The organism is Bacillus cereus group sp. MYBK195-1, assembly GCF_051916605.1.
GTDB classification, from domain to species: domain Bacteria; phylum Bacillota; class Bacilli; order Bacillales; family Bacillaceae_G; genus Bacillus_A; species Bacillus_A cereus.
Window position 1 is genome coordinate 275,534 of the sequence record NZ_JBQAGZ010000001.1, and the last position, 16,922, is coordinate 292,455.

The window sequence follows — 16,922 nt, forward strand, 5'->3', positions numbered from 1 at the left end:
AACTTAAGAGCTGAGGTACGTAGTCACTACTTAAAGGGTTAGGACCTCTCTGGACTAACTTTCCCCCGTGGTAGTGGAGCAAGCCAAATTGCAAATTAGTTTTCAATTCGAACAGTTAGAATAAATTTACAAGGGGGAACTGTAGAATGGATACTATGGATACGATGGGTCGTCACGTGATCGCTGAACTTTGGGATTGCGATTTCGACAAGCTTAATGACATGCCGTATATTGAACAATTATTTGTGGATGCAGCACTAAGAGCTGGTGCTGAAGTGCGTGAGGTTGCTTTCCATAAATTTGCACCACAAGGTGTAAGTGGAGTAGTAATTATCTCAGAATCACATTTAACAATTCATAGCTTTCCGGAGCACGGTTACGCGAGTATTGATGTTTATACTTGTGGGGATCGTATTGATCCAAATGTTGCTGCAGAATATATTGCAGAAGGTTTAAACGCGAAAACGCGTGAGAGCATCGAGCTTCCTCGAGGCACTGGTAGCTTCGAAATTAAGCAGAGAGAAACAAAAGCTCTTTAAAAAAGAACATAATTGATTTAAAATGTAAAGAGGTGTATAATGCACCTCTTTTTTAGTTTATAAAAAAGGAAAAATATAACGTACTCGTTAGTTGAATAAATTGGATTCTTGCAAATGAGGTAGTGCTCTATATACCATCTTATTTTTAAGGATGAGATGATAAAGTGATGCGCTGAAACTTAAAGTGGTAAGAGAGTTAGAATGAGTTATATAATATTGTATATATATTTTAGGTGAAGTGAGTAGAGAAAAATAAAGAGTATAGTGTAAAGGAGTGAATGTATTGCGTTGTCCATCCTGTTCTCATAATGGTACAAGAGTGTTAGATTCGCGTCCGGTAGACGAGGGGCGCTCTATTCGAAGAAGGAGAGAGTGTGAAAGCTGCTTAAGTCGCTTTACGACCTTTGAAAGGGTAGAAGAGTCACCTCTTATCGTTGTAAAAAAAGAAGGCACACGAGAAGAGTTTAATAAAGAAAAGATTTTACGTGGTTTAATTAAAGCGTGTGAAAAAAGACCAGTATCTTTAAGACAATTAGAAGAAGTAACACAAAGCGTGGAACGTGAACTGCGTAATTTAGGTATATCAGAAGTGAAAAGTGATATGATTGGTGAAATTGTCATGGAAGAACTTCGCGATATTGATGATGTTGCTTACGTACGTTTTGCTTCTGTATATCGTCAATTTAAAGATTTAAATGTATTTATTGAAGAATTAAAAGATATACTGCAAAAAGAAAGAGAGTAGAAGTTGTATTTTATTCTCTTTACATACCGTAAGTAATAGGATAAGAGAGCTAGAAGCGCAAGCTAATAGCTCTTTTTCACTAAGAATTTATATAATGAAGATAGAACGAATGAAGTAGAGGATAGATTGGATGAGAGAAAGGAAAAGCAAGAATGGAAAAACAGTCATGGATGGAGCTATTGCCGATTGATCGTTATAAAGTAAGTGCGAAAGGGCTACTGCACAATTACGACCGAAAAGTGTTAACGATGTTGTATCAGCCGTTAATAGGTAGTAGAGCTTTTAGCTTATACATGACACTATGGGGAGAGCTAGAGCAAGATCGTGTATTTGGAAAAGAGAATACGCATCATTTCCTTATGGTGACTATGCAAATGCAACTTCCTGAAATATATGAAGAACGAGTAAAGTTAGAGGCAATTGGGCTATTGAAGGTATATATTAAGAAAGAAAAAGATATTCGAATGTTCATATATGAGTTGCAACCACCTTTATCTCCGAAGCAGTTTTTTGATGATATTGTTTTAAGTATCTTTTTATACAATCGATTGAGCCGGACAAAATATAATCAAGTAAAGCAATATTTCTTAGAAGAAGAATTTGATTTTGCTTCTTATGAAAATGTTACGCGTTCTTTCAATGATGTGTTTGGTTCGTTTAATCCAGGACAGCTTGAGCATGCGCAAGAAGACCTTCGTATTCCAAAAACGACAACTATGCCAAGTAACGAGAAGGGAGACGCTCCGAAAGTTTGGAATGATTTCTTTGATTTCTCTTTATTTGTAGATGGATTGTCCGCTCTTGTTCCTAAAAAGGCGATTACAGATCAAGTGAGAGACTGCGTTATAACACTTGCTTACGTGTATGGTGTAGATGTGTTATCGATGCAAAATATCGTTCTTGGTGCAGTGACAGAGATGCAAACAATTGATACGGAAAGGCTTAGAAAAGGAGCGCGCGATTGGTATCAATTTGAAAATGGTCAAGCATTACCGGTATTAAGTGAAAGAGTACAGCCTCATGCTGCACGTACGATGAAAGAGAAAGAGCCTTCATCGCAAGAGGAGATGCTAATAAAGCAGCTAGAGGAAATCTCGCCAAAACAACTATTGAAAGAGATTTCTGGTGGTGCAGAGGCAACGAAAGCGGACTTGCAGATCGTTGAAGATGTCATGATTAATCAAAAATTGACACCAGGAGTTGTGAATGTACTTATTTATTACGTTATGCTACGCTCAGATATGAAACTTGCGAAAACGTATGTCGAGAAGATTGCTGGGCATTGGGCACGTAAAAAGGTCGGTACAGTAGCGGACGCGATGGCGTTAGCGAAAGAAGAGAACCGTCAATATCAAGAGTGGGCTGAGACGAAGAAAAAAGGCCGTACGGCGAAGAAAACGGTGCGGAAAGAAATGGTGCCAGATTGGCTTAAGGAAGAAGAGTCGAAAGAACAAGAGAAAGAAACAGAGAAGAAAGATATAAGTGTAGAAAAAAATGCAAGTACGCTAGAAGATGAAAGAAAACGACTAGAAGAAGTGTTAAAAAAATATAAGCGTGATTAATAGAAGAGAATGAACGCTCTTTGAGGTGAGAAAATGGAGCATATTCAAAATTCATTTGCAAAATTAATGGAAAATGAAAACTTTAAAAATAGATATGAAGTATTAAAGGCAGAAGTAATGGCGCATCCGCGTGTGAAAGAATTTATAGACGAACATAAGGGTGAAGTAACGACTTCTATGATTGAGCGCAGTCTTGTGAAGTTATATGAATATATTGGACAAAGTGTAGGTTGCGTGGATTGTCCGGATTTAGGTTCATGTAAAAATATGCTGCAAGGTTATGAGCCAAAGCTTGTTATTCAAGGGAAGATGATTGATATTCAATACGATCGCTGCGTTAGAAAAGTAGCGCATGACGAGAGAAAGAAATATGAAAAACTCGTTCAAAGTGTATATATGCCAACGGATATTTTGCAGGCAACTATGGAAAACTTAGACCCTTCTGATTTAAATGCACGTATCGATGCAATTGGTGCAGCGAATGAATTTTTAAGTACATATGAACCAGGTAAAAAAGCACAAGGTTTATATTTGTACGGTAAATTTGGTGTAGGAAAAACGTACCTTTTAGGAGCAATAGCGAACGAGCTTGCTCGAAAGAAAATAAGTTCGATGCTCGTATACTTCCCGGAATTTTTACGTGAAATTAAAAGTTCAATTCAAGATAATTCGATTGGTGAAAAGATTGATGCGGTTAAACGCGTACAAGTTTTAATGTTAGACGATATCGGGGCAGAAGCGATGTCAAGCTTTGTGCGTGACGATGTGCTTGGTGCAATCTTGCAATTCCGTATGTTAGAAAACTTACCGACGTTCTTTACGTCTAATTTTGATTTTAAACAACTGGAACACCATTTAACGTATACGCAGCGTGGTGAGGCTGAAGAAATGAAGGCAGCACGTATTATGGAACGAATTAAATATTTAGCGAAACCAATTCCAATTGGTGGGAAAAACCGTCGTCATAAGTAAAAGAGCAAGCTGAGAAGCTTGCTCTTTTGTATTATAGTGATATTTTCTTTTCAAATATGAGGTCGAAATATTCAGGTTGTCCAGAACTGCCAATCGTAGGGGCAACAATCTGTACGAACCTCCAGCCATCTCTAGCATGTTCTTGAATAATTTCTTGGTAGTCTTCAGCTGGTTTTGAGCGAGTGAACCCCCAATGTAATTCGACTTTTACGAATTTATATTCAAACATTCAGATACCCCCTTTTATTGATAAGTAAAGTATACAATAAAAATTCATAGTAGCTTGTATCATTTTTTTCTCCCTCCCTTAATATATATAAAATTAGCAAGCCATATTGAGTGGATTTTCTAACGATAGGAAATGTGATTCTACTAAGAGTGAACTTCACGCGGGACGGACTCTTATAGGATTTGTAACGTATAGATACAGTCCTTTAGAGCGGGGATAAAAGGGGGGACAAAAGTGATTGAAATTTGCTTCGAAGAAAAAAATGATGCTATGCACGTATATAGACAATTGCTGAAAAGAGCGGAAGTGTTATATAAGGAAACGAGTGTGTATTTACAGGAACAAAAAGTGGTGATTCACATACCAGTACGTGAATCGAATTATATTGAAAAAATCTTATTGCCAGTAATGGTGTATTTCATTGTGAATGTGAAACAAAATGAGTGGATTTATACGATTTTAAAAGAAAAGTTTTTTTATGAAGAACAAGAAGAGTGTCATCAAATATTGCACATGGCACATGAGATTTTAAAGGGAAGAAGAAAAGGTGTAGCTCAGGATTTAACGCGTAACGCATTTGAGTCATATATTAAGTCTTCTTTAAATAATTGGCTTTGTGATCCGCTCTCATTCTCGTTTTCATCATATATCCGTTTTCGTCTTCGTACATATAGGGAAATGGTGGCTAAACTTGCGGAAGTGGCAATTGATGAATATAAGATGGAGCAAGAATACCAAATGTTCATTGAGACGCTTCGGCAACAAGTAAGTAGCCGTAAATCACGTTTGTCTTGCGTGCATCTTATTTTTGATGAAAGCTTTATCTTTTATGATGATAAAGGTAGACGTTTAAAACAGGAGAAGTTGGTCCAATATATAGATGAGGAATTATTAAAGCAAAATGATGTATATATTGATACGAAAGTAATTGCGCCGCTTCTTTCTATTTCGCCTAAAAAGATTTATTTATATACGAAAGAACAAGACCATAATATGATTATTACTTTGCGAAATGTGTTCCAAGAACGGGTCCAATTACATGGATTACATGATTTTGAGCGCAATGTGAAAAATTTAAAAAATAAAGGTAACGCCCTTGATTTTCTAAGTTTTTGAGCATATAATTACCTACATAAATGAAATATATTGAAATGTCATGATGAGGACATGAGTAGTTTTCTACGATTTTCAGAGAGGGAAGCCTTAGGGTGTGAGCTTCCTAGTACGGGATTATTACTTACCACCTCTAAACTTTAGCAGTGAACGGTTTTTCTAGTAATTGCTAACGGACAACACCGTTATGTTGAACTTGAGCAATTAACAATTATGTTAATTGGAACAAGGGTGGAACCACGAATTCAACACTCGTCCCTTTTTACGGGGTGAGTGTTTTTTATTTTGAGAAAAAGAGGAGTGACCAGTGATGGCAGATGTAGTTAAAATTACTTTCCCTGATGGAGCTGTGAAGGAGTTTCCAAAAGGCGTAACAACTGAAGAAATCGCAGCTTCTATTAGCCCAGGCTTAAAGAAAAAAGCTGTAGCTGGAAAATTAAACGATGAGATGATCGATCTTGTTACACCAATCGAAGAAGATGGTGCAGTTTCTATCATTACATTAGATTCTGAAGATGGCCTATATATTTTACGCCATTCAACAGCCCACCTTTTAGCACAAGCGTTAAAACGTTTATATAAAGATGTTAAGGTTGAGCTTGGCATTGGTCCAGTAATTGAAAATGGCTTCTACTACGATATTGATATGGAAGAAGCAATTACAGTTGAAGACTTCAAGAAAATCGAAAAAGAAATGCAAAAAATCGTGAACGAGAACTTAGAAATCGTTCGTCATGAAGTACCACGTGCAGAAGCAATTCGTCGCTTTGAAGAAATCGGCGATGAGTTAAAATTAGATTTAATTAACGATCTTCCAGAAGATGCAGTTATTTCAATCTATGAGCAAGGCGAATTCTTCGACCTTTGTCGTGGTGTTCACCTTCCATCTACAGGGAAAATTAAAGTGTTTAAATTATTAAGCGTTGCAGGTGCTTACTGGCGCGGTGATAGCAATAATAAAATGCTACAACGTATTTACGGTACTGCATTCGTTAAGAAAGCAGAATTAGATGAGCACTTACGTATGCTTGAAGAAGCGAAAGAGCGCGATCACCGTAAATTAGGTAAAGAATTAAAACTATTTACTAATAGCCAAAAAGTAGGACAAGGTTTACCACTTTGGTTACCAAAAGGTGCAACAATCCGCCGCATTATCGAGCGTTACATCGTTGATAAAGAAGCAAGCTTAGGCTATGATCACGTATATACTCCAGTACTAGGAAGCAGAGAGCTTTATGAAACTTCTGGTCACTGGAACCACTACCGTGATGGCATGTTCCCATCAATGGAAATGGATAACGAAGAATTAGTTCTTCGTCCAATGAACTGTCCTCATCATATGATGGTTTATAAAAATGATATTCACAGCTACCGTGAATTACCAATCCGTATTGCAGAACTTGGAACAATGCACCGTTATGAAATGTCAGGTGCGTTATCTGGATTACAACGTGTACGCGGAATGACTTTAAACGATGCGCACATTTTCGTTCGTCCAGATCAAATTAAAGAAGAGTTAAAACGTGTTGTAAACTTAACTCTAGAAGTGTACAAAGATTTCGGTTTAGAGAACTACTCATTCCGTCTATCTTACCGCGACCCAGCAGATACTAAAAAGTATTATGCGGATGATGAGATGTGGGAAAAAGCACAAGGTATGTTAAAAGAAGCTATGGATGAAATGGGTCTTGATTACTATGAAGCTGAAGGTGAAGCGGCATTCTACGGTCCAAAACTTGATGTTCAAGTTCGTACTGCTCTTGGAAAAGACGAAACACTTTCAACTGTACAATTAGACTTCTTACTTCCAGAACGCTTTGAATTATCATACGTTGGTGAAGACGGTAAACAACATCGTCCAGTTGTAATTCACCGTGGTGTTGTATCAACTATGGAACGTTTTGTAGCCTTCTTAATTGAAGAATACAAAGGTGCATTCCCAACATGGTTAGCTCCAGTTCAAGTACAAGTAATTCCAGTTTCTCCGCAAGTACATTTAGACTATGCGAAGAAAGTACAAGACGAATTGCGTCGTGCTGGTATCCGTGTTGAATTAGACACTCGTGAAGAGAAGATCGGTTACAAAATCCGTGAAGCACAAATGCAAAAAATTCCGTACATGCTTGTAGTAGGTGACAATGAAGTAACTGAAAACGGCGTAAACGTACGTAAATATGGTGAACAAAAATCAGAAACAATCGCATTAGATGCTTTTGTTGACATGATTAAAGTAGAAGGAAAACGATAAGAAAAAGCCGCGGTATACCGCGGCTTTTTTATGTAATATACTCGAGAAAAATTAGAAAAAATAACCATGTAACACTTATCATAAAAAAGTATTGCAAGTATGTTAGTTGTTTGTTACAATATTTCTTGTTGTTAGTAAAACACATCGCGTCTTCTTGACAGACATCATGTCCTATGATAAACTCATCAAGGATAATAGAATATTGTTTTGTGGAACAAGTAGAAGCACCCGCTTCTCACCTGATGGACGCATTCGCAGTTAACAGGTAAATGTATTTCTTACTTAAGATTTTACAAGTGTGGGTGTCGTATGCCCGCACTTTTTTTGTTCGGGTTCTATGACTACAAAATATGTTCTGAGAAAACCTTGGAGGTGGCTTACTATTAGCAAGGATATGATGATTAACGAGCAAATTCGTGCACGTGAAGTACGTTTAGTTGGCGCAAATGGCGATCAACTTGGAATCAAGTCTCGTAATGACGCTTTAGACTTAGCTGCAAATCTTAATCTTGATTTAGTATTAGTTGCTCCAAATGCGAAACCGCCAGTATGCCGCATTATGGACTACGGTAAATTCCGCTTTGAGCAACAGAAGAAAGAAAAAGAGCAGCGCAAAAATCAAAAAGTAATTAGCATGAAAGAAGTTCGTTTAAGTCCAACAATTGATGAACACGACTTTAACACAAAACTTCGTAATGCTATCAAGTTTTTAGAGAAAGGCGACAAGGTTAAAGCGTCAATTCGCTTTAAAGGACGTGCCATTACTCATAAAGAAATCGGTCAACGTGTTTTAGATCGCTTCTCAGAAGCTTGTGCTGAAGTTAGTACAGTTGAATCTAAGCCTAAAATGGAAGGACGCAGTATGTTCTTAGTTTTAGCACCGAAAAACGATAAGTAATAGATAGAGGAGGAAATACCTATGCCTAAACAAAAAACTCATCGCGGCGCTGCAAAGCGTTTCAAAAAGACTGGATCAGGTAAACTGAAACGTTCTCACGCTTACACAAGCCATTTATTCGCTAACAAATCTACAAAAGCTAAACGTAAACTACGTAAAGCTGGTGTAGTAAGCGCTGGTGACTTCAAACGCATTCGTCAAATGCTTGACAACTTAAAATAAGTTCGGCTGATATATAGAACAATTAGGAGGTAATATTATGCCAAGAGTAAAAGGTGGTACAGTTACTCGTCAACGTCGTAAAAAAGTAATTAAATTAGCAAAAGGTTACTACGGTTCAAAAAATACATTATTCAAGGTTGCTAACCAACAGGTTATGAAATCTCTAATGTATGCATTCCGTGACCGCCGTCAAAAGAAACGTGACTTCCGTAAATTATGGATTACACGTATCAACGCAGCAGCTCGTATGAATGGTCTTTCTTACAGCCGCTTAATGCACGGTCTTAAAAATGCTGGCATCGAAGTTAACCGCAAGATGCTTGCTGACTTAGCTGTTCATGACGAAAAAGCTTTCGCTGAATTAGCAACAGTTGCAAAAAACAACATTAACTAATTAATTAGTTGAAACCTTAGAAGAATTTTCTTCTAAGGTTTTTTTATTTGTATTCAAATAGAAGTTAGAAGTGAAAGAAATTCTAAAGATTAACGACTATGTCGTTATCAATATGACAAAATCAATATAAAAGTTATAGCAGTATAGAAGAATATACATATGAAGTCAGGAGAATACTCCTGGCTTTTTTCAATTCTGCTCGTTTGGAAAGAAGAGTATCTTTCCTAGCCGAAACGACACTGCTATAATGGAAAGATGATATGGAACTTTCATCAGATGAACAATTTAAGAGCGATGACTGAAACGTATTTGTAAATTAAGGACAAGCTATTTTATAAAGAGTTAGATAGCTGACTTATTCATAAGAACTGAAACATAATAATGAACTTTGAGATGAAACAACATTGTTGCGTAAAATGCGATGTTGGAGGAGGACAATAGAATGGACTTACTACAACTATTTAAATTACAAAAAGAATTAGATGACCGTATTGCAAAAGAACATGACTTACAACCGAAAAAATTGTTAAAAGAAAAAATGTTAGCTCTTCTTGTAGAAATTGGAGAACTTGCAAATGAAACACGTTGTTTTAAATATTGGAGCAACAAACCAGCTTCGGAACGTGAAGTAATATTAGAAGAATACGTAGATGGTTTGCATTTTATTTTATCAATCGGAATTGATTTAGGTATTGATAAAAACTTCCTATTCTATAAATGTGCACAAACGAATAAAACACAAGTGGAAATTTTCTTAGACACATATGCGAAAGTAATTCGTTTTACAGATCAACCATCTATTACAAACTATATTGAATTATTTACGAGCTATCTTCGACTTGGACAAGCACTTGAATTTGAGCAAGAAGAGATTGAAAAAGCATATTTAGATAAAAATGAAGTAAATCATCAGCGTCAAACACAAGGATACTAATTTAATTTTTGAATATTTCAATTTAATTATTGTATAATGAATTGACTGAAGAAAAAGGAGGGTGTTGGCAATGACAAAATTAGACGCGACATTGACAATGCTAAAAGAATTAACGGACGCACGTGGTATTGCTGGTAACGAACGTGAACCACGTGAAGTAATGAAGAAATATATCGAGCCGTTTGCGGACGAACTTTCTACTGATAATTTAGGGAGTTTAGTTGCAAAAAAAGTAGGGGAAGAAAACGGCCCAAAAATTATGGTTGCAGGTCATTTGGATGAAGTTGGATTTATGATTACACAAATCGATGACAAAGGTTTCCTTCGCTTCCAAACGGTTGGTGGCTGGTGGTCACAAGTTATGCTTGCGCAACGCGTGACGATTGTAACGCGTAAAGGAGATGTAACAGGTGTAATTGGTTCAAAACCACCGCACATTTTACCTCCAGAAGCTCGTAAAAAGCCAGTTGAAATTAAAGACATGTTCATCGATATCGGTGCTTCTAGCCAAGAAGAAGCAATGGAGTGGGGCGTACGACCAGGAGATCAAGTTGTACCTTACTTTGAATTCCAAGTGATGAAGAATGAAAAAATGTTACTTGCAAAAGCATGGGATAACCGAATTGGTTGTGCAATTGCAATTGACGTATTAAAACAATTAAAAGATGAAAAGCATCCAAACGTTGTATACGGCGTTGGAACTGTACAAGAAGAAGTTGGTCTTCGTGGCGCAAAAACATCTGCGAATTATATTAAACCAGATATCGCGTTCGCAGTAGATGTTGGTATCGCTGGAGATACACCGGGTGTAACGTCAAAAGAAGCGCAAAGTAAAATGGGCGATGGACCACAAATCATTTTATATGATGCTTCTGTTATTGGACATACAGGTTTACGTGATTTCGTAGTTGATGTTGCTGATGAATTACAAATCCCGTATCAATATGATTCAGTAGCGGGCGGAGGAACGGATGCGGGTGCGATTCACATTGCTGTAAATGGTATTCCTTCTATGGCAATTACAATTGCAACGCGCTATATCCATTCTCATGCGGCAATGTTACACCGTGATGATTATGAAAATGCAGTGAAGTTAATTGTAGAAGTTATTAAACGTCTTGATAAAGAGGCTGTACATAACATTACATTTAATTAATAGAAAAAGCGAAGGAGATTCTCCTTCGCTTTTTTATGTTTTAAAAAGGCCGTTCTAATCCTGCTGCAGTATGAGCGCCTAAAATAATTAAACGAGTTAATTGCATCGCCATAAAATGCGGAGTATATATCATTCCTCTTTTTAACCATGACATAATCATTCCGATGTGAGCCCCTGTAACATAACTAATCAAAATATCACGAGGAACCATAAGATCTTCATCATCTGGTTGTGAAATAGACAAGCTTAATGTTAAATGCACTTGTATTGTTTTCATCATTTTATAAGAGTAGTTTCCGGCAGCTTTATCCCCAAGCATAACGTTATAAAAGTTTACATTTTCTGCGATATGTTCGAATAAAGCTAAAAATGTAGGGTGAGGTGAATCAAATGTAAGTTGAAAATCTTCTTTATTTCTATTTTTCGGTTTAATTACTTCTGCTAGCTTCTCTAACATTTCTTCAATACTTTTGTCTAATAGGTCATATTTATCATGGTAATGGCTATAAAATGTAGCGCGATTTACAGGAGCGCGTTCTGCGATATGTTGCACAGTTACATTTTCAAAGCCTTTTTCGCCTACTAAAGCGACAAAAGCATCCTGAATGAGTTGTCTCGTTCGCTTTACACGTGGATCATTTGTATTTTTAATAGACATTTTTCTTCTCCTCGTTTAATTTTCTATACTTAAACAACATATTGGTATTATATTGTTGTTTAAGCGACATTTCATACGTAAATTGTCGGTTGTAGATTCAAAATAATTATTTATAATTATAAACGATAGTCCTTCAGAAATCAGCACCGCTCGCAGGTAGATAAATTTCGATTTACGCTGCAGATGGTGTGATTTTTTTGTTAAAAGGTTAATATAATTAACAATTAAACAATCTAAACAATAAGGACATAAATAGTTTAGAAAAAAATTATATGCGATATAAGGAGAGGAATGCAATGAATCAGTTTCGAAGAATGGTAATTATCAACATTATCACATTAATTGTACTAGTTGGCGGCGGTATTGGCGGTTATTACTATTACAACCAAACGGAAAATTACTTAAAAACAGACAATGCAAAGATTGATGGGAAGGTAATTCCGGTTGCTTCACCAGTGGCAGGTAAACTAACTGACTGGAAAGCTGAAGTAGGAAAAAATTATAATGAGAACGATAAACTAGGCACTGTTACTGTAGCGGCAGCTAATGGAGAACAAACAGTAGATGTAACCATTCCACAAAATGCAACGGTTGTACAATCAAACGCAACAACAAATGCTTTCGTTGGAGCTGGTAGCCCGATTGCTTACGCATTCGATATGAACAATTTATGGGTAACAGCAAACATTGAAGAAACAGATGTTGATGATGTTCAAAAAGGTCAAGATGTAGATGTGTATGTAGATGCATACCCAGATACAACGTTAACAGGAAAAGTAGAACAAGTTGGCTTAACAACAGCGAGTACATTCTCTATGTTGCCATCAAGCAACGCAACAGCGAACTATACGAAAGTAACACAAGTAGTACCAGTTAAAATTTCTTTAGATCATAGCAAATCAGTAAATATTGTTCCTGGCATGAATGTGACAGTTCGTATTCATAAGTAAGGGGGAGATGAGATGTCCTCAATTGTAATTGCAGGATATGCACTATTTTGTATAATCGTCTTCTTCCTTGTAAATCGTCTTTTACGAAAGAAAAAAACGAAAATGGGAGAAGAACAAGTCCCAGCCGTAAGTAAAATAGAAATAAGTAAAGTTGAAACAGAAGAGAAAGAAATTGAACGAAAGCAAGAATCGGAAATTTCTAATGTAGTTGAGTTAGAAACAGGAAAGCAAGAAGAAGTAAAACAAGAAAAAGAAGTGCCGAAAAAACAAATGTCTACGCCTGTAGAGAATGTGAACGTAAAAGCAGTTGTAGCTGTATTAATTCTCGGCATGTTCGTTTCTATTTTAAACCAAACAATTATTAACGTTGCATTACCTCCGTTAATGAATGAATTTAACGTATCAACTTCAACAGCACAATGGTTAATTACAGGCTTCATGCTTGTAAATGGTATTTTAGTACCGATTAGTGCATTTTTAGTTTCACGATTTACGTATCGTAAATTATTCGTAGCAGCAATGTTATTCTTTACGGTAGGATCTATCATTTGTGCTACTTCAGGAAACTTTACAATGATGATGACAGGTCGCGTAATTCAAGCAGTTGGTGCGGGTATTTTAATGCCGGTTGGTATGAATATCTTCATGACGTTATTCCCGCCTCATAAACGCGGAGCGGCGATGGGATTACTAGGTGTAGCGATGATTTTAGCACCAGCTATCGGACCGACTGTAACAGGTTGGGTGATTGAAAACTATAGCTGGAACTTAATGTTCTATGCGATGTTTATTATCGGTTTAATTATTACGTTCCTATCTTTAAAATTCTTTACACTAGCTCAGCCAGTGTCTAAAACGAAATTAGATATATTCGGTGTGGTTAGTTCAAGTATTGGACTAGGAAGCTTATTGTACGGATTTAGTGAAGCTGGAAATAATAGTTGGACTAGTGCAGAAGTTGTTATTTCACTTATCATTGGTGTAATTGGTTTAGCGTTATTTATTTGGAGAGAGCTAACAACGGACAATAAAATGCTTGATTTACAAGTATTTAAATATCCAGTATTTACTTTCACTTTAGTAATTAACGCAATCGTTACGATGGCATTATTCGGAGGTATGTTATTGCTTCCAGTATATCTGCAAAACATTCGTGGCTTTACGCCAATTGAATCTGGTTTACTACTTCTTCCAGGATCATTAATTATGGGGATCATGGGACCAGTAGCGGGTAAATTATTCGATAAATATGGCATTCGTCCATTAGCGATAATTGGATTGGCAATTACGACGTATGCGACATATGAATTTACAAAATTATCGATGGATACACCGTATAGCGTTATTATGACGGATTATATTATACGTTCAATTGGTATGTCATTCATTATGATGCCAATTATGACGGCTGGTATGAACGCGCTGCCGATGAAATTAATTTCTCACGGTACAGCAACGCAAAATACGTCAAGACAAGTAGCGGGTTCAATCGGAACAGCGATTTTAATTACACTTATGACGCAACAAACGACTGCTCACGTAGCAGATTACGGCAACATGTTAACAACATCAAACCCAATTTTAGTTGATAAAATACACGGCATGGGGCAAAGTTTAGCGGCCTTAGCTGGATCAGCTCAAGCAGGAGACGCGATGAGTACACAACTATTATATGGACAAATTTCAAAGCTATCTGCAATTAACGGTATTAACGATGCCTTCTTAATCGCAACGATACTAGCAGGTATCGCTTGGGTGTTATCGTTCTTCTTACCATCAGGCAATAAACCAAATAGAAAAGCAGGGAATTAAATTCCCTGCTTTTTTGTGTTCTTTATGCAGTTAAATATAAAAGCTGGTAACCAGCTACGGAGCACAGCCCTGTTATAAACAAAATTGTTCCCATAGCACGAATACTTGATATTTGTCTGCCGCTTATAATAGCTAATAGTCCAGCTAAAGAGAAGAGACCCCAATATAAAGTTCCTGAAATTGGAATCATCCCCTCTAAGTCTATTCCATAACCTATACAAATGATAGGAACAACGATAAGAGATATGCTAATTAAACCAGCTATAATAGTAAATGATTTACGACATTTCATACCAGCAATAATAAAAAAAATGCCGACGATGAATTCGCATAACATTAAAGTAAAAGCTAAAATCATCCAAATTAATATTCCGAACATTTCTGTATTACCTCCGATTTGTGGGTTTCGAAAAAAGTTATATATAGAATCAAACACCTACAGACATGAGTACCCAGAAGATAACCCCTAATATTCCAATGGTAAAAATAATGAATCCCATATTACGTATACTTTTAATTTTTGCTTGGAATCCACTTATCCCTGCTAATAATCCAGTTAAAGAAAATAGGGTCCAGTAAAGAGCAGTTGGAATGGGGAAGATTGTATCCATATTAATTCCTATACTTAAAAAAACAAAAGGTAGTGTGACAAAGGATAGGCTAAGTAGCCCCATTAAACCAACGAGTAATTTCCGATATTTAATTCCTGTTACTATTAAAAAAATACCACCAGCAATCCCGCATAGTAAGAGAAGTGGCGTGAAAAGCATCCAAATAACACTGAACATATGTAAACTCCTTTATATGAATTAAGTTATATTTTACTACATGAAGTTTATTTTGGATATTATTAATAAATATGTATAAATTGATAGAAATGAGAAGTGATCATACGAATTAATAAAAGAGGTATCGTGAGGATACCTCTTTCTAATTCAAGAATGCCAACAAATTATTCATAATATGAAATAACATAGCTGGAATAATGGATTTTGTTTTTTTACATAAAATAGCCATTAATAATCCCATGAAGAAAGTAATGACCATTACGCCAAGTGAGTATGTATGAGCGATACCGAAGAAGAAGCTTGTTATAATCGCTGCAATCCAAAATGGAAAGCGTTCTGAGAAAAAGCGAAGTATAAAGCCACGGAAAATAAGCTCTTCAAAAATTGGTGTGAGTATTGCAAAGCCGAGAAGTAATAATATTTGATACTGCTTAAAGACATCTAAGTTTAGTGCGGAAGATTGCTGCTTTGTTGCGTCTTGGAACACATAATTTAACAAGATGTAATTGAGTAAAATGTTTATAGCGAAGAAAAGAAGTAAGTATACGTATGTACGCCATTCTCTCAGTGCTTTAAAGTTAAATGATTGTAGTAGTAATTTTTTTGCGGGTTCGAATTTAAAAATGAAGAATAACAACACGGCTAGCTGTAATACAATACTTGCAGTATTTACGATAGATTCATACAGGGCAATTTGTTTTTTATCTGTAAGACCGGCTGTATAAATTGTTAAGGGCATTGCGAGGAACACAGTAATAAGTCCGGTTCCGAAAAAAGCGAATACAACGGAGCTAATAAATTGTCCCCATGACATAGAGTATTTCTGTTCATTAGAAAGTTGTGTAGCGGGTTGCATATGTAGAATCACCTCTTTATATTTGTATATTTAATTATAAGGCATTTTGTTTTCAGGCGTAATATTTAAATATTACATATAAAGGTGTATTTTCCATAAAATAATAAAAGAGGTATCACCCTGTAGTGATGCCTCTTTCTCATTGATAACTATGTTCTATCTTGTTATTCAATTTTGCTTGCTCTATTTGCAATTCACGCTCTACCAATCGATCTAATTGCTGAATTGCTTTAAGTGCTTTTTCATAAGAAATTGTTCGATAATGATGCGCTCCGCCCGGTTCTTCATCTGCTTCGTCTGCCCATTTAATAATATTTTGAAGAGATGTTCTTTCAATTTCTTGTTCCACTAAGAAAGAATCTGTATGAAGAAGAATTGCAATAGAAATTTCTTTTGCTAGTTTTGGATGTTCTCCTAATCTAATAAGTAATTTATGTGCTCTTTCAGCACCTTTAATTGCGTGTATATCATTCTTTTTATATAAGTCATAATCCCATTCACCGCCTGTGTACCACGTATGATGTCCGATATCATGAAGGAAGCCAGCTTTTGTGGCAGCATCGACTGAGGCGTGATGCTTTTTGGCTAGGTGAAACGCATGGTAAGCGACAGCGATCGCGTGGACCATTCCAGAACGGTTTACGTATTTTTGTGTAATGTGGTGTTTAAAAATTTGTTCAAGCGTAATACGGTGCATAAAACATTCACTCCTTTTATCTTATGGTGTATATGAAGAAAAATCGATCGGTTTAAATGTATTTTGAACATTGTACTCCATCATAGTTCGTTAGTAAAGTAGAAATGTTTAGGAGAAGAAAAAATTTTTCTGCAAAAAAAATCACCTTA

Annotated in this window: 19 protein-coding genes and 2 other annotated features; of the genes, 13 read left to right on the forward strand and 6 right to left on the reverse strand. The window is 36.2% G+C overall.

The features are described 5' to 3' along the window. Positions 1-155: 155 nt before the first annotated feature. The 4 genes from speD to dnaI all read left to right on the forward strand — a co-directional run bounded on the left by speD (position 156) and on the right by dnaI (position 3,818). Positions 156-539: an adenosylmethionine decarboxylase gene (speD, locus tag ACTFRY_RS01540; protein ID WP_002003660.1), complete on the forward strand. Its 384-nt coding sequence runs from the start codon at positions 156-158 to the stop codon at positions 537-539. A 283-nt stretch (positions 540-822) separates the two neighbouring features. Beyond that, positions 823-1,284, forward strand: coding sequence for a transcriptional regulator NrdR (gene nrdR / locus ACTFRY_RS01545; protein ID WP_001203687.1), 462 nt, complete (start codon positions 823-825; stop codon positions 1,282-1,284). A gap of 152 nt (positions 1,285-1,436) precedes the next feature. Then, a complete protein-coding gene (locus ACTFRY_RS01550) occupies positions 1,437-2,846 on the forward strand; it encodes a replication initiation and membrane attachment family protein (RefSeq protein WP_098617038.1) in 1,410 nt (469 codons plus the stop codon). 33 nt (positions 2,847-2,879) lie between these two features. Continuing rightward, complete coding sequence (gene dnaI / locus ACTFRY_RS01555) at positions 2,880-3,818, forward strand: primosomal protein DnaI (RefSeq protein ID WP_000400104.1); 939 nt, start codon at positions 2,880-2,882, stop codon at positions 3,816-3,818. A gap of 31 nt (positions 3,819-3,849) precedes the next feature. Here dnaI and ACTFRY_RS01560 read toward each other — a convergent pair whose 3' ends face one another. Continuing rightward, on the reverse strand, positions 3,850-4,047 hold the full coding sequence (locus tag ACTFRY_RS01560) for a DUF4177 domain-containing protein (RefSeq protein WP_000464457.1): 198 nt from the start codon (positions 4,045-4,047) through the stop codon (positions 3,850-3,852). A 234-nt stretch (positions 4,048-4,281) separates the two neighbouring features. Between ACTFRY_RS01560 and ytxC the strand changes: the two genes are divergently transcribed. The 7 genes from ytxC to ACTFRY_RS01595 all read left to right on the forward strand — a co-directional run bounded on the left by ytxC (position 4,282) and on the right by ACTFRY_RS01595 (position 11,012). Then, complete coding sequence (gene ytxC / locus ACTFRY_RS01565; RefSeq protein ID WP_000569629.1) at positions 4,282-5,163, forward strand: putative sporulation protein YtxC; 882 nt, start codon at positions 4,282-4,284, stop codon at positions 5,161-5,163. A gap of 31 nt (positions 5,164-5,194) precedes the next feature. Further along, positions 5,195-5,423 (forward strand) — a binding site (T-box leader). Positions 5,424-5,470: 47 nt separating this feature from the next. Next, on the forward strand, positions 5,471-7,408 hold the full coding sequence (gene thrS, locus ACTFRY_RS01570) for a threonine--tRNA ligase (RefSeq protein WP_000786083.1): 1,938 nt from the start codon (positions 5,471-5,473) through the stop codon (positions 7,406-7,408). Positions 7,409-7,618: 210 nt separating this feature from the next. After that, positions 7,619-7,739: a sequence feature (ribosomal protein L20 leader region), on the forward strand. Between the two features lie 63 nt (positions 7,740-7,802). Further along, positions 7,803-8,306: a translation initiation factor IF-3 gene (gene infC / locus ACTFRY_RS01575; protein ID WP_000973215.1), complete on the forward strand. Its 504-nt coding sequence runs from the start codon at positions 7,803-7,805 to the stop codon at positions 8,304-8,306. 21 nt (positions 8,307-8,327) lie between these two features. After that, on the forward strand, positions 8,328-8,528 hold the full coding sequence (gene rpmI / locus ACTFRY_RS01580) for a 50S ribosomal protein L35 (RefSeq protein WP_001125945.1): 201 nt from the start codon (positions 8,328-8,330) through the stop codon (positions 8,526-8,528). Between the two features lie 37 nt (positions 8,529-8,565). Continuing rightward, positions 8,566-8,922, forward strand: coding sequence for a 50S ribosomal protein L20 (rplT, locus tag ACTFRY_RS01585; protein WP_001138362.1), 357 nt, complete (start codon positions 8,566-8,568; stop codon positions 8,920-8,922). A gap of 442 nt (positions 8,923-9,364) precedes the next feature. Further along, complete coding sequence (locus ACTFRY_RS01590; RefSeq protein WP_000365050.1) at positions 9,365-9,856, forward strand: dUTP diphosphatase; 492 nt, start codon at positions 9,365-9,367, stop codon at positions 9,854-9,856. Between the two features lie 70 nt (positions 9,857-9,926). Then, positions 9,927-11,012, forward strand: a complete 1,086-nt coding sequence (locus ACTFRY_RS01595) for a M42 family metallopeptidase (RefSeq protein ID WP_000163555.1) — start codon at positions 9,927-9,929, stop codon at positions 11,010-11,012. Positions 11,013-11,052: 40 nt separating this feature from the next. Here ACTFRY_RS01595 and ACTFRY_RS01600 read toward each other — a convergent pair whose 3' ends face one another. Beyond that, positions 11,053-11,670, reverse strand: coding sequence for a TetR/AcrR family transcriptional regulator (locus tag ACTFRY_RS01600; RefSeq protein ID WP_000023661.1), 618 nt, complete (start codon positions 11,668-11,670; stop codon positions 11,053-11,055). A gap of 296 nt (positions 11,671-11,966) precedes the next feature. Between ACTFRY_RS01600 and ACTFRY_RS01605 the strand changes: the two genes are divergently transcribed. Both ACTFRY_RS01605 and ACTFRY_RS01610 read left to right on the forward strand, forming a co-directional pair. Then, complete coding sequence (locus ACTFRY_RS01605) at positions 11,967-12,620, forward strand: HlyD family secretion protein (protein ID WP_098617039.1); 654 nt, start codon at positions 11,967-11,969, stop codon at positions 12,618-12,620. Between the two features lie 12 nt (positions 12,621-12,632). Beyond that, a complete protein-coding gene (locus ACTFRY_RS01610) occupies positions 12,633-14,432 on the forward strand; it encodes a DHA2 family efflux MFS transporter permease subunit (protein WP_000095271.1) in 1,800 nt (599 codons plus the stop codon). A gap of 22 nt (positions 14,433-14,454) precedes the next feature. On the opposite strand, the gene ACTFRY_RS01615 is transcribed toward ACTFRY_RS01610, so the two are convergent. The 4 genes from ACTFRY_RS01615 to ACTFRY_RS01630 form a co-directional block, all read right to left on the reverse strand. Further along, complete coding sequence (locus ACTFRY_RS01615; RefSeq protein WP_098617044.1) at positions 14,455-14,811, reverse strand: ammonia permease; 357 nt, start codon at positions 14,809-14,811, stop codon at positions 14,455-14,457. Positions 14,812-14,860: 49 nt separating this feature from the next. Continuing rightward, the gene (locus ACTFRY_RS01620) at positions 14,861-15,220 is read right to left on the reverse strand and encodes a hypothetical protein (RefSeq protein ID WP_016118702.1); all 360 of its coding nucleotides are present in this window, start codon (positions 15,218-15,220) and stop codon (positions 14,861-14,863) included. 142 nt (positions 15,221-15,362) lie between these two features. Next, positions 15,363-16,076: a CPBP family intramembrane glutamic endopeptidase gene (locus ACTFRY_RS01625; RefSeq protein WP_001182122.1), complete on the reverse strand. Its 714-nt coding sequence runs from the start codon at positions 16,074-16,076 to the stop codon at positions 15,363-15,365. Between the two features lie 139 nt (positions 16,077-16,215). Further along, entirely contained in the window at positions 16,216-16,773 is a 558-nt protein-coding gene (locus tag ACTFRY_RS01630) for an HD domain-containing protein (protein WP_016118701.1), read from the reverse strand. Between the last annotated feature and the right edge of the window lie 149 nt (positions 16,774-16,922).

Coding starts and splice junctions, on each gene's coding strand:
- dnaI (WP_000400104.1), top strand. CDS start 2,880: ATGGAGCATATTCAAAATTCATTTGCAAAATTAATGGAAAATGAAAAC.
- ACTFRY_RS01615 (WP_098617044.1), bottom strand. CDS start 14,811: ATGTTCGGAATATTAATTTGGATGATTTTAGCTTTTACTTTAATGTTA.
- ACTFRY_RS01590 (WP_000365050.1), top strand. CDS start 9,365: ATGGACTTACTACAACTATTTAAATTACAAAAAGAATTAGATGACCGT.
- ACTFRY_RS01625 (WP_001182122.1), bottom strand. CDS start 16,076: ATGCAACCCGCTACACAACTTTCTAATGAACAGAAATACTCTATGTCA.
- ACTFRY_RS01620 (WP_016118702.1), bottom strand. CDS start 15,220: ATGTTCAGTGTTATTTGGATGCTTTTCACGCCACTTCTCTTACTATGC.
- rplT (WP_001138362.1), top strand. CDS start 8,566: ATGCCAAGAGTAAAAGGTGGTACAGTTACTCGTCAACGTCGTAAAAAA.
- ACTFRY_RS01605 (WP_098617039.1), top strand. CDS start 11,967: ATGAATCAGTTTCGAAGAATGGTAATTATCAACATTATCACATTAATT.
- ACTFRY_RS01610 (WP_000095271.1), top strand. CDS start 12,633: ATGTCCTCAATTGTAATTGCAGGATATGCACTATTTTGTATAATCGTC.
- rpmI (WP_001125945.1), top strand. CDS start 8,328: ATGCCTAAACAAAAAACTCATCGCGGCGCTGCAAAGCGTTTCAAAAAG.
- ACTFRY_RS01550 (WP_098617038.1), top strand. CDS start 1,437: ATGGAAAAACAGTCATGGATGGAGCTATTGCCGATTGATCGTTATAAA.
- ACTFRY_RS01595 (WP_000163555.1), top strand. CDS start 9,927: ATGACAAAATTAGACGCGACATTGACAATGCTAAAAGAATTAACGGAC.
- ACTFRY_RS01560 (WP_000464457.1), bottom strand. CDS start 4,047: ATGTTTGAATATAAATTCGTAAAAGTCGAATTACATTGGGGGTTCACT.
- thrS (WP_000786083.1), top strand. CDS start 5,471: ATGGCAGATGTAGTTAAAATTACTTTCCCTGATGGAGCTGTGAAGGAG.
- speD (WP_002003660.1), top strand. CDS start 156: ATGGATACGATGGGTCGTCACGTGATCGCTGAACTTTGGGATTGCGAT.
- ACTFRY_RS01600 (WP_000023661.1), bottom strand. CDS start 11,670: ATGTCTATTAAAAATACAAATGATCCACGTGTAAAGCGAACGAGACAA.
- ACTFRY_RS01630 (WP_016118701.1), bottom strand. CDS start 16,773: ATGCACCGTATTACGCTTGAACAAATTTTTAAACACCACATTACACAA.
- infC (WP_000973215.1), top strand. CDS start 7,803: ATGATGATTAACGAGCAAATTCGTGCACGTGAAGTACGTTTAGTTGGC.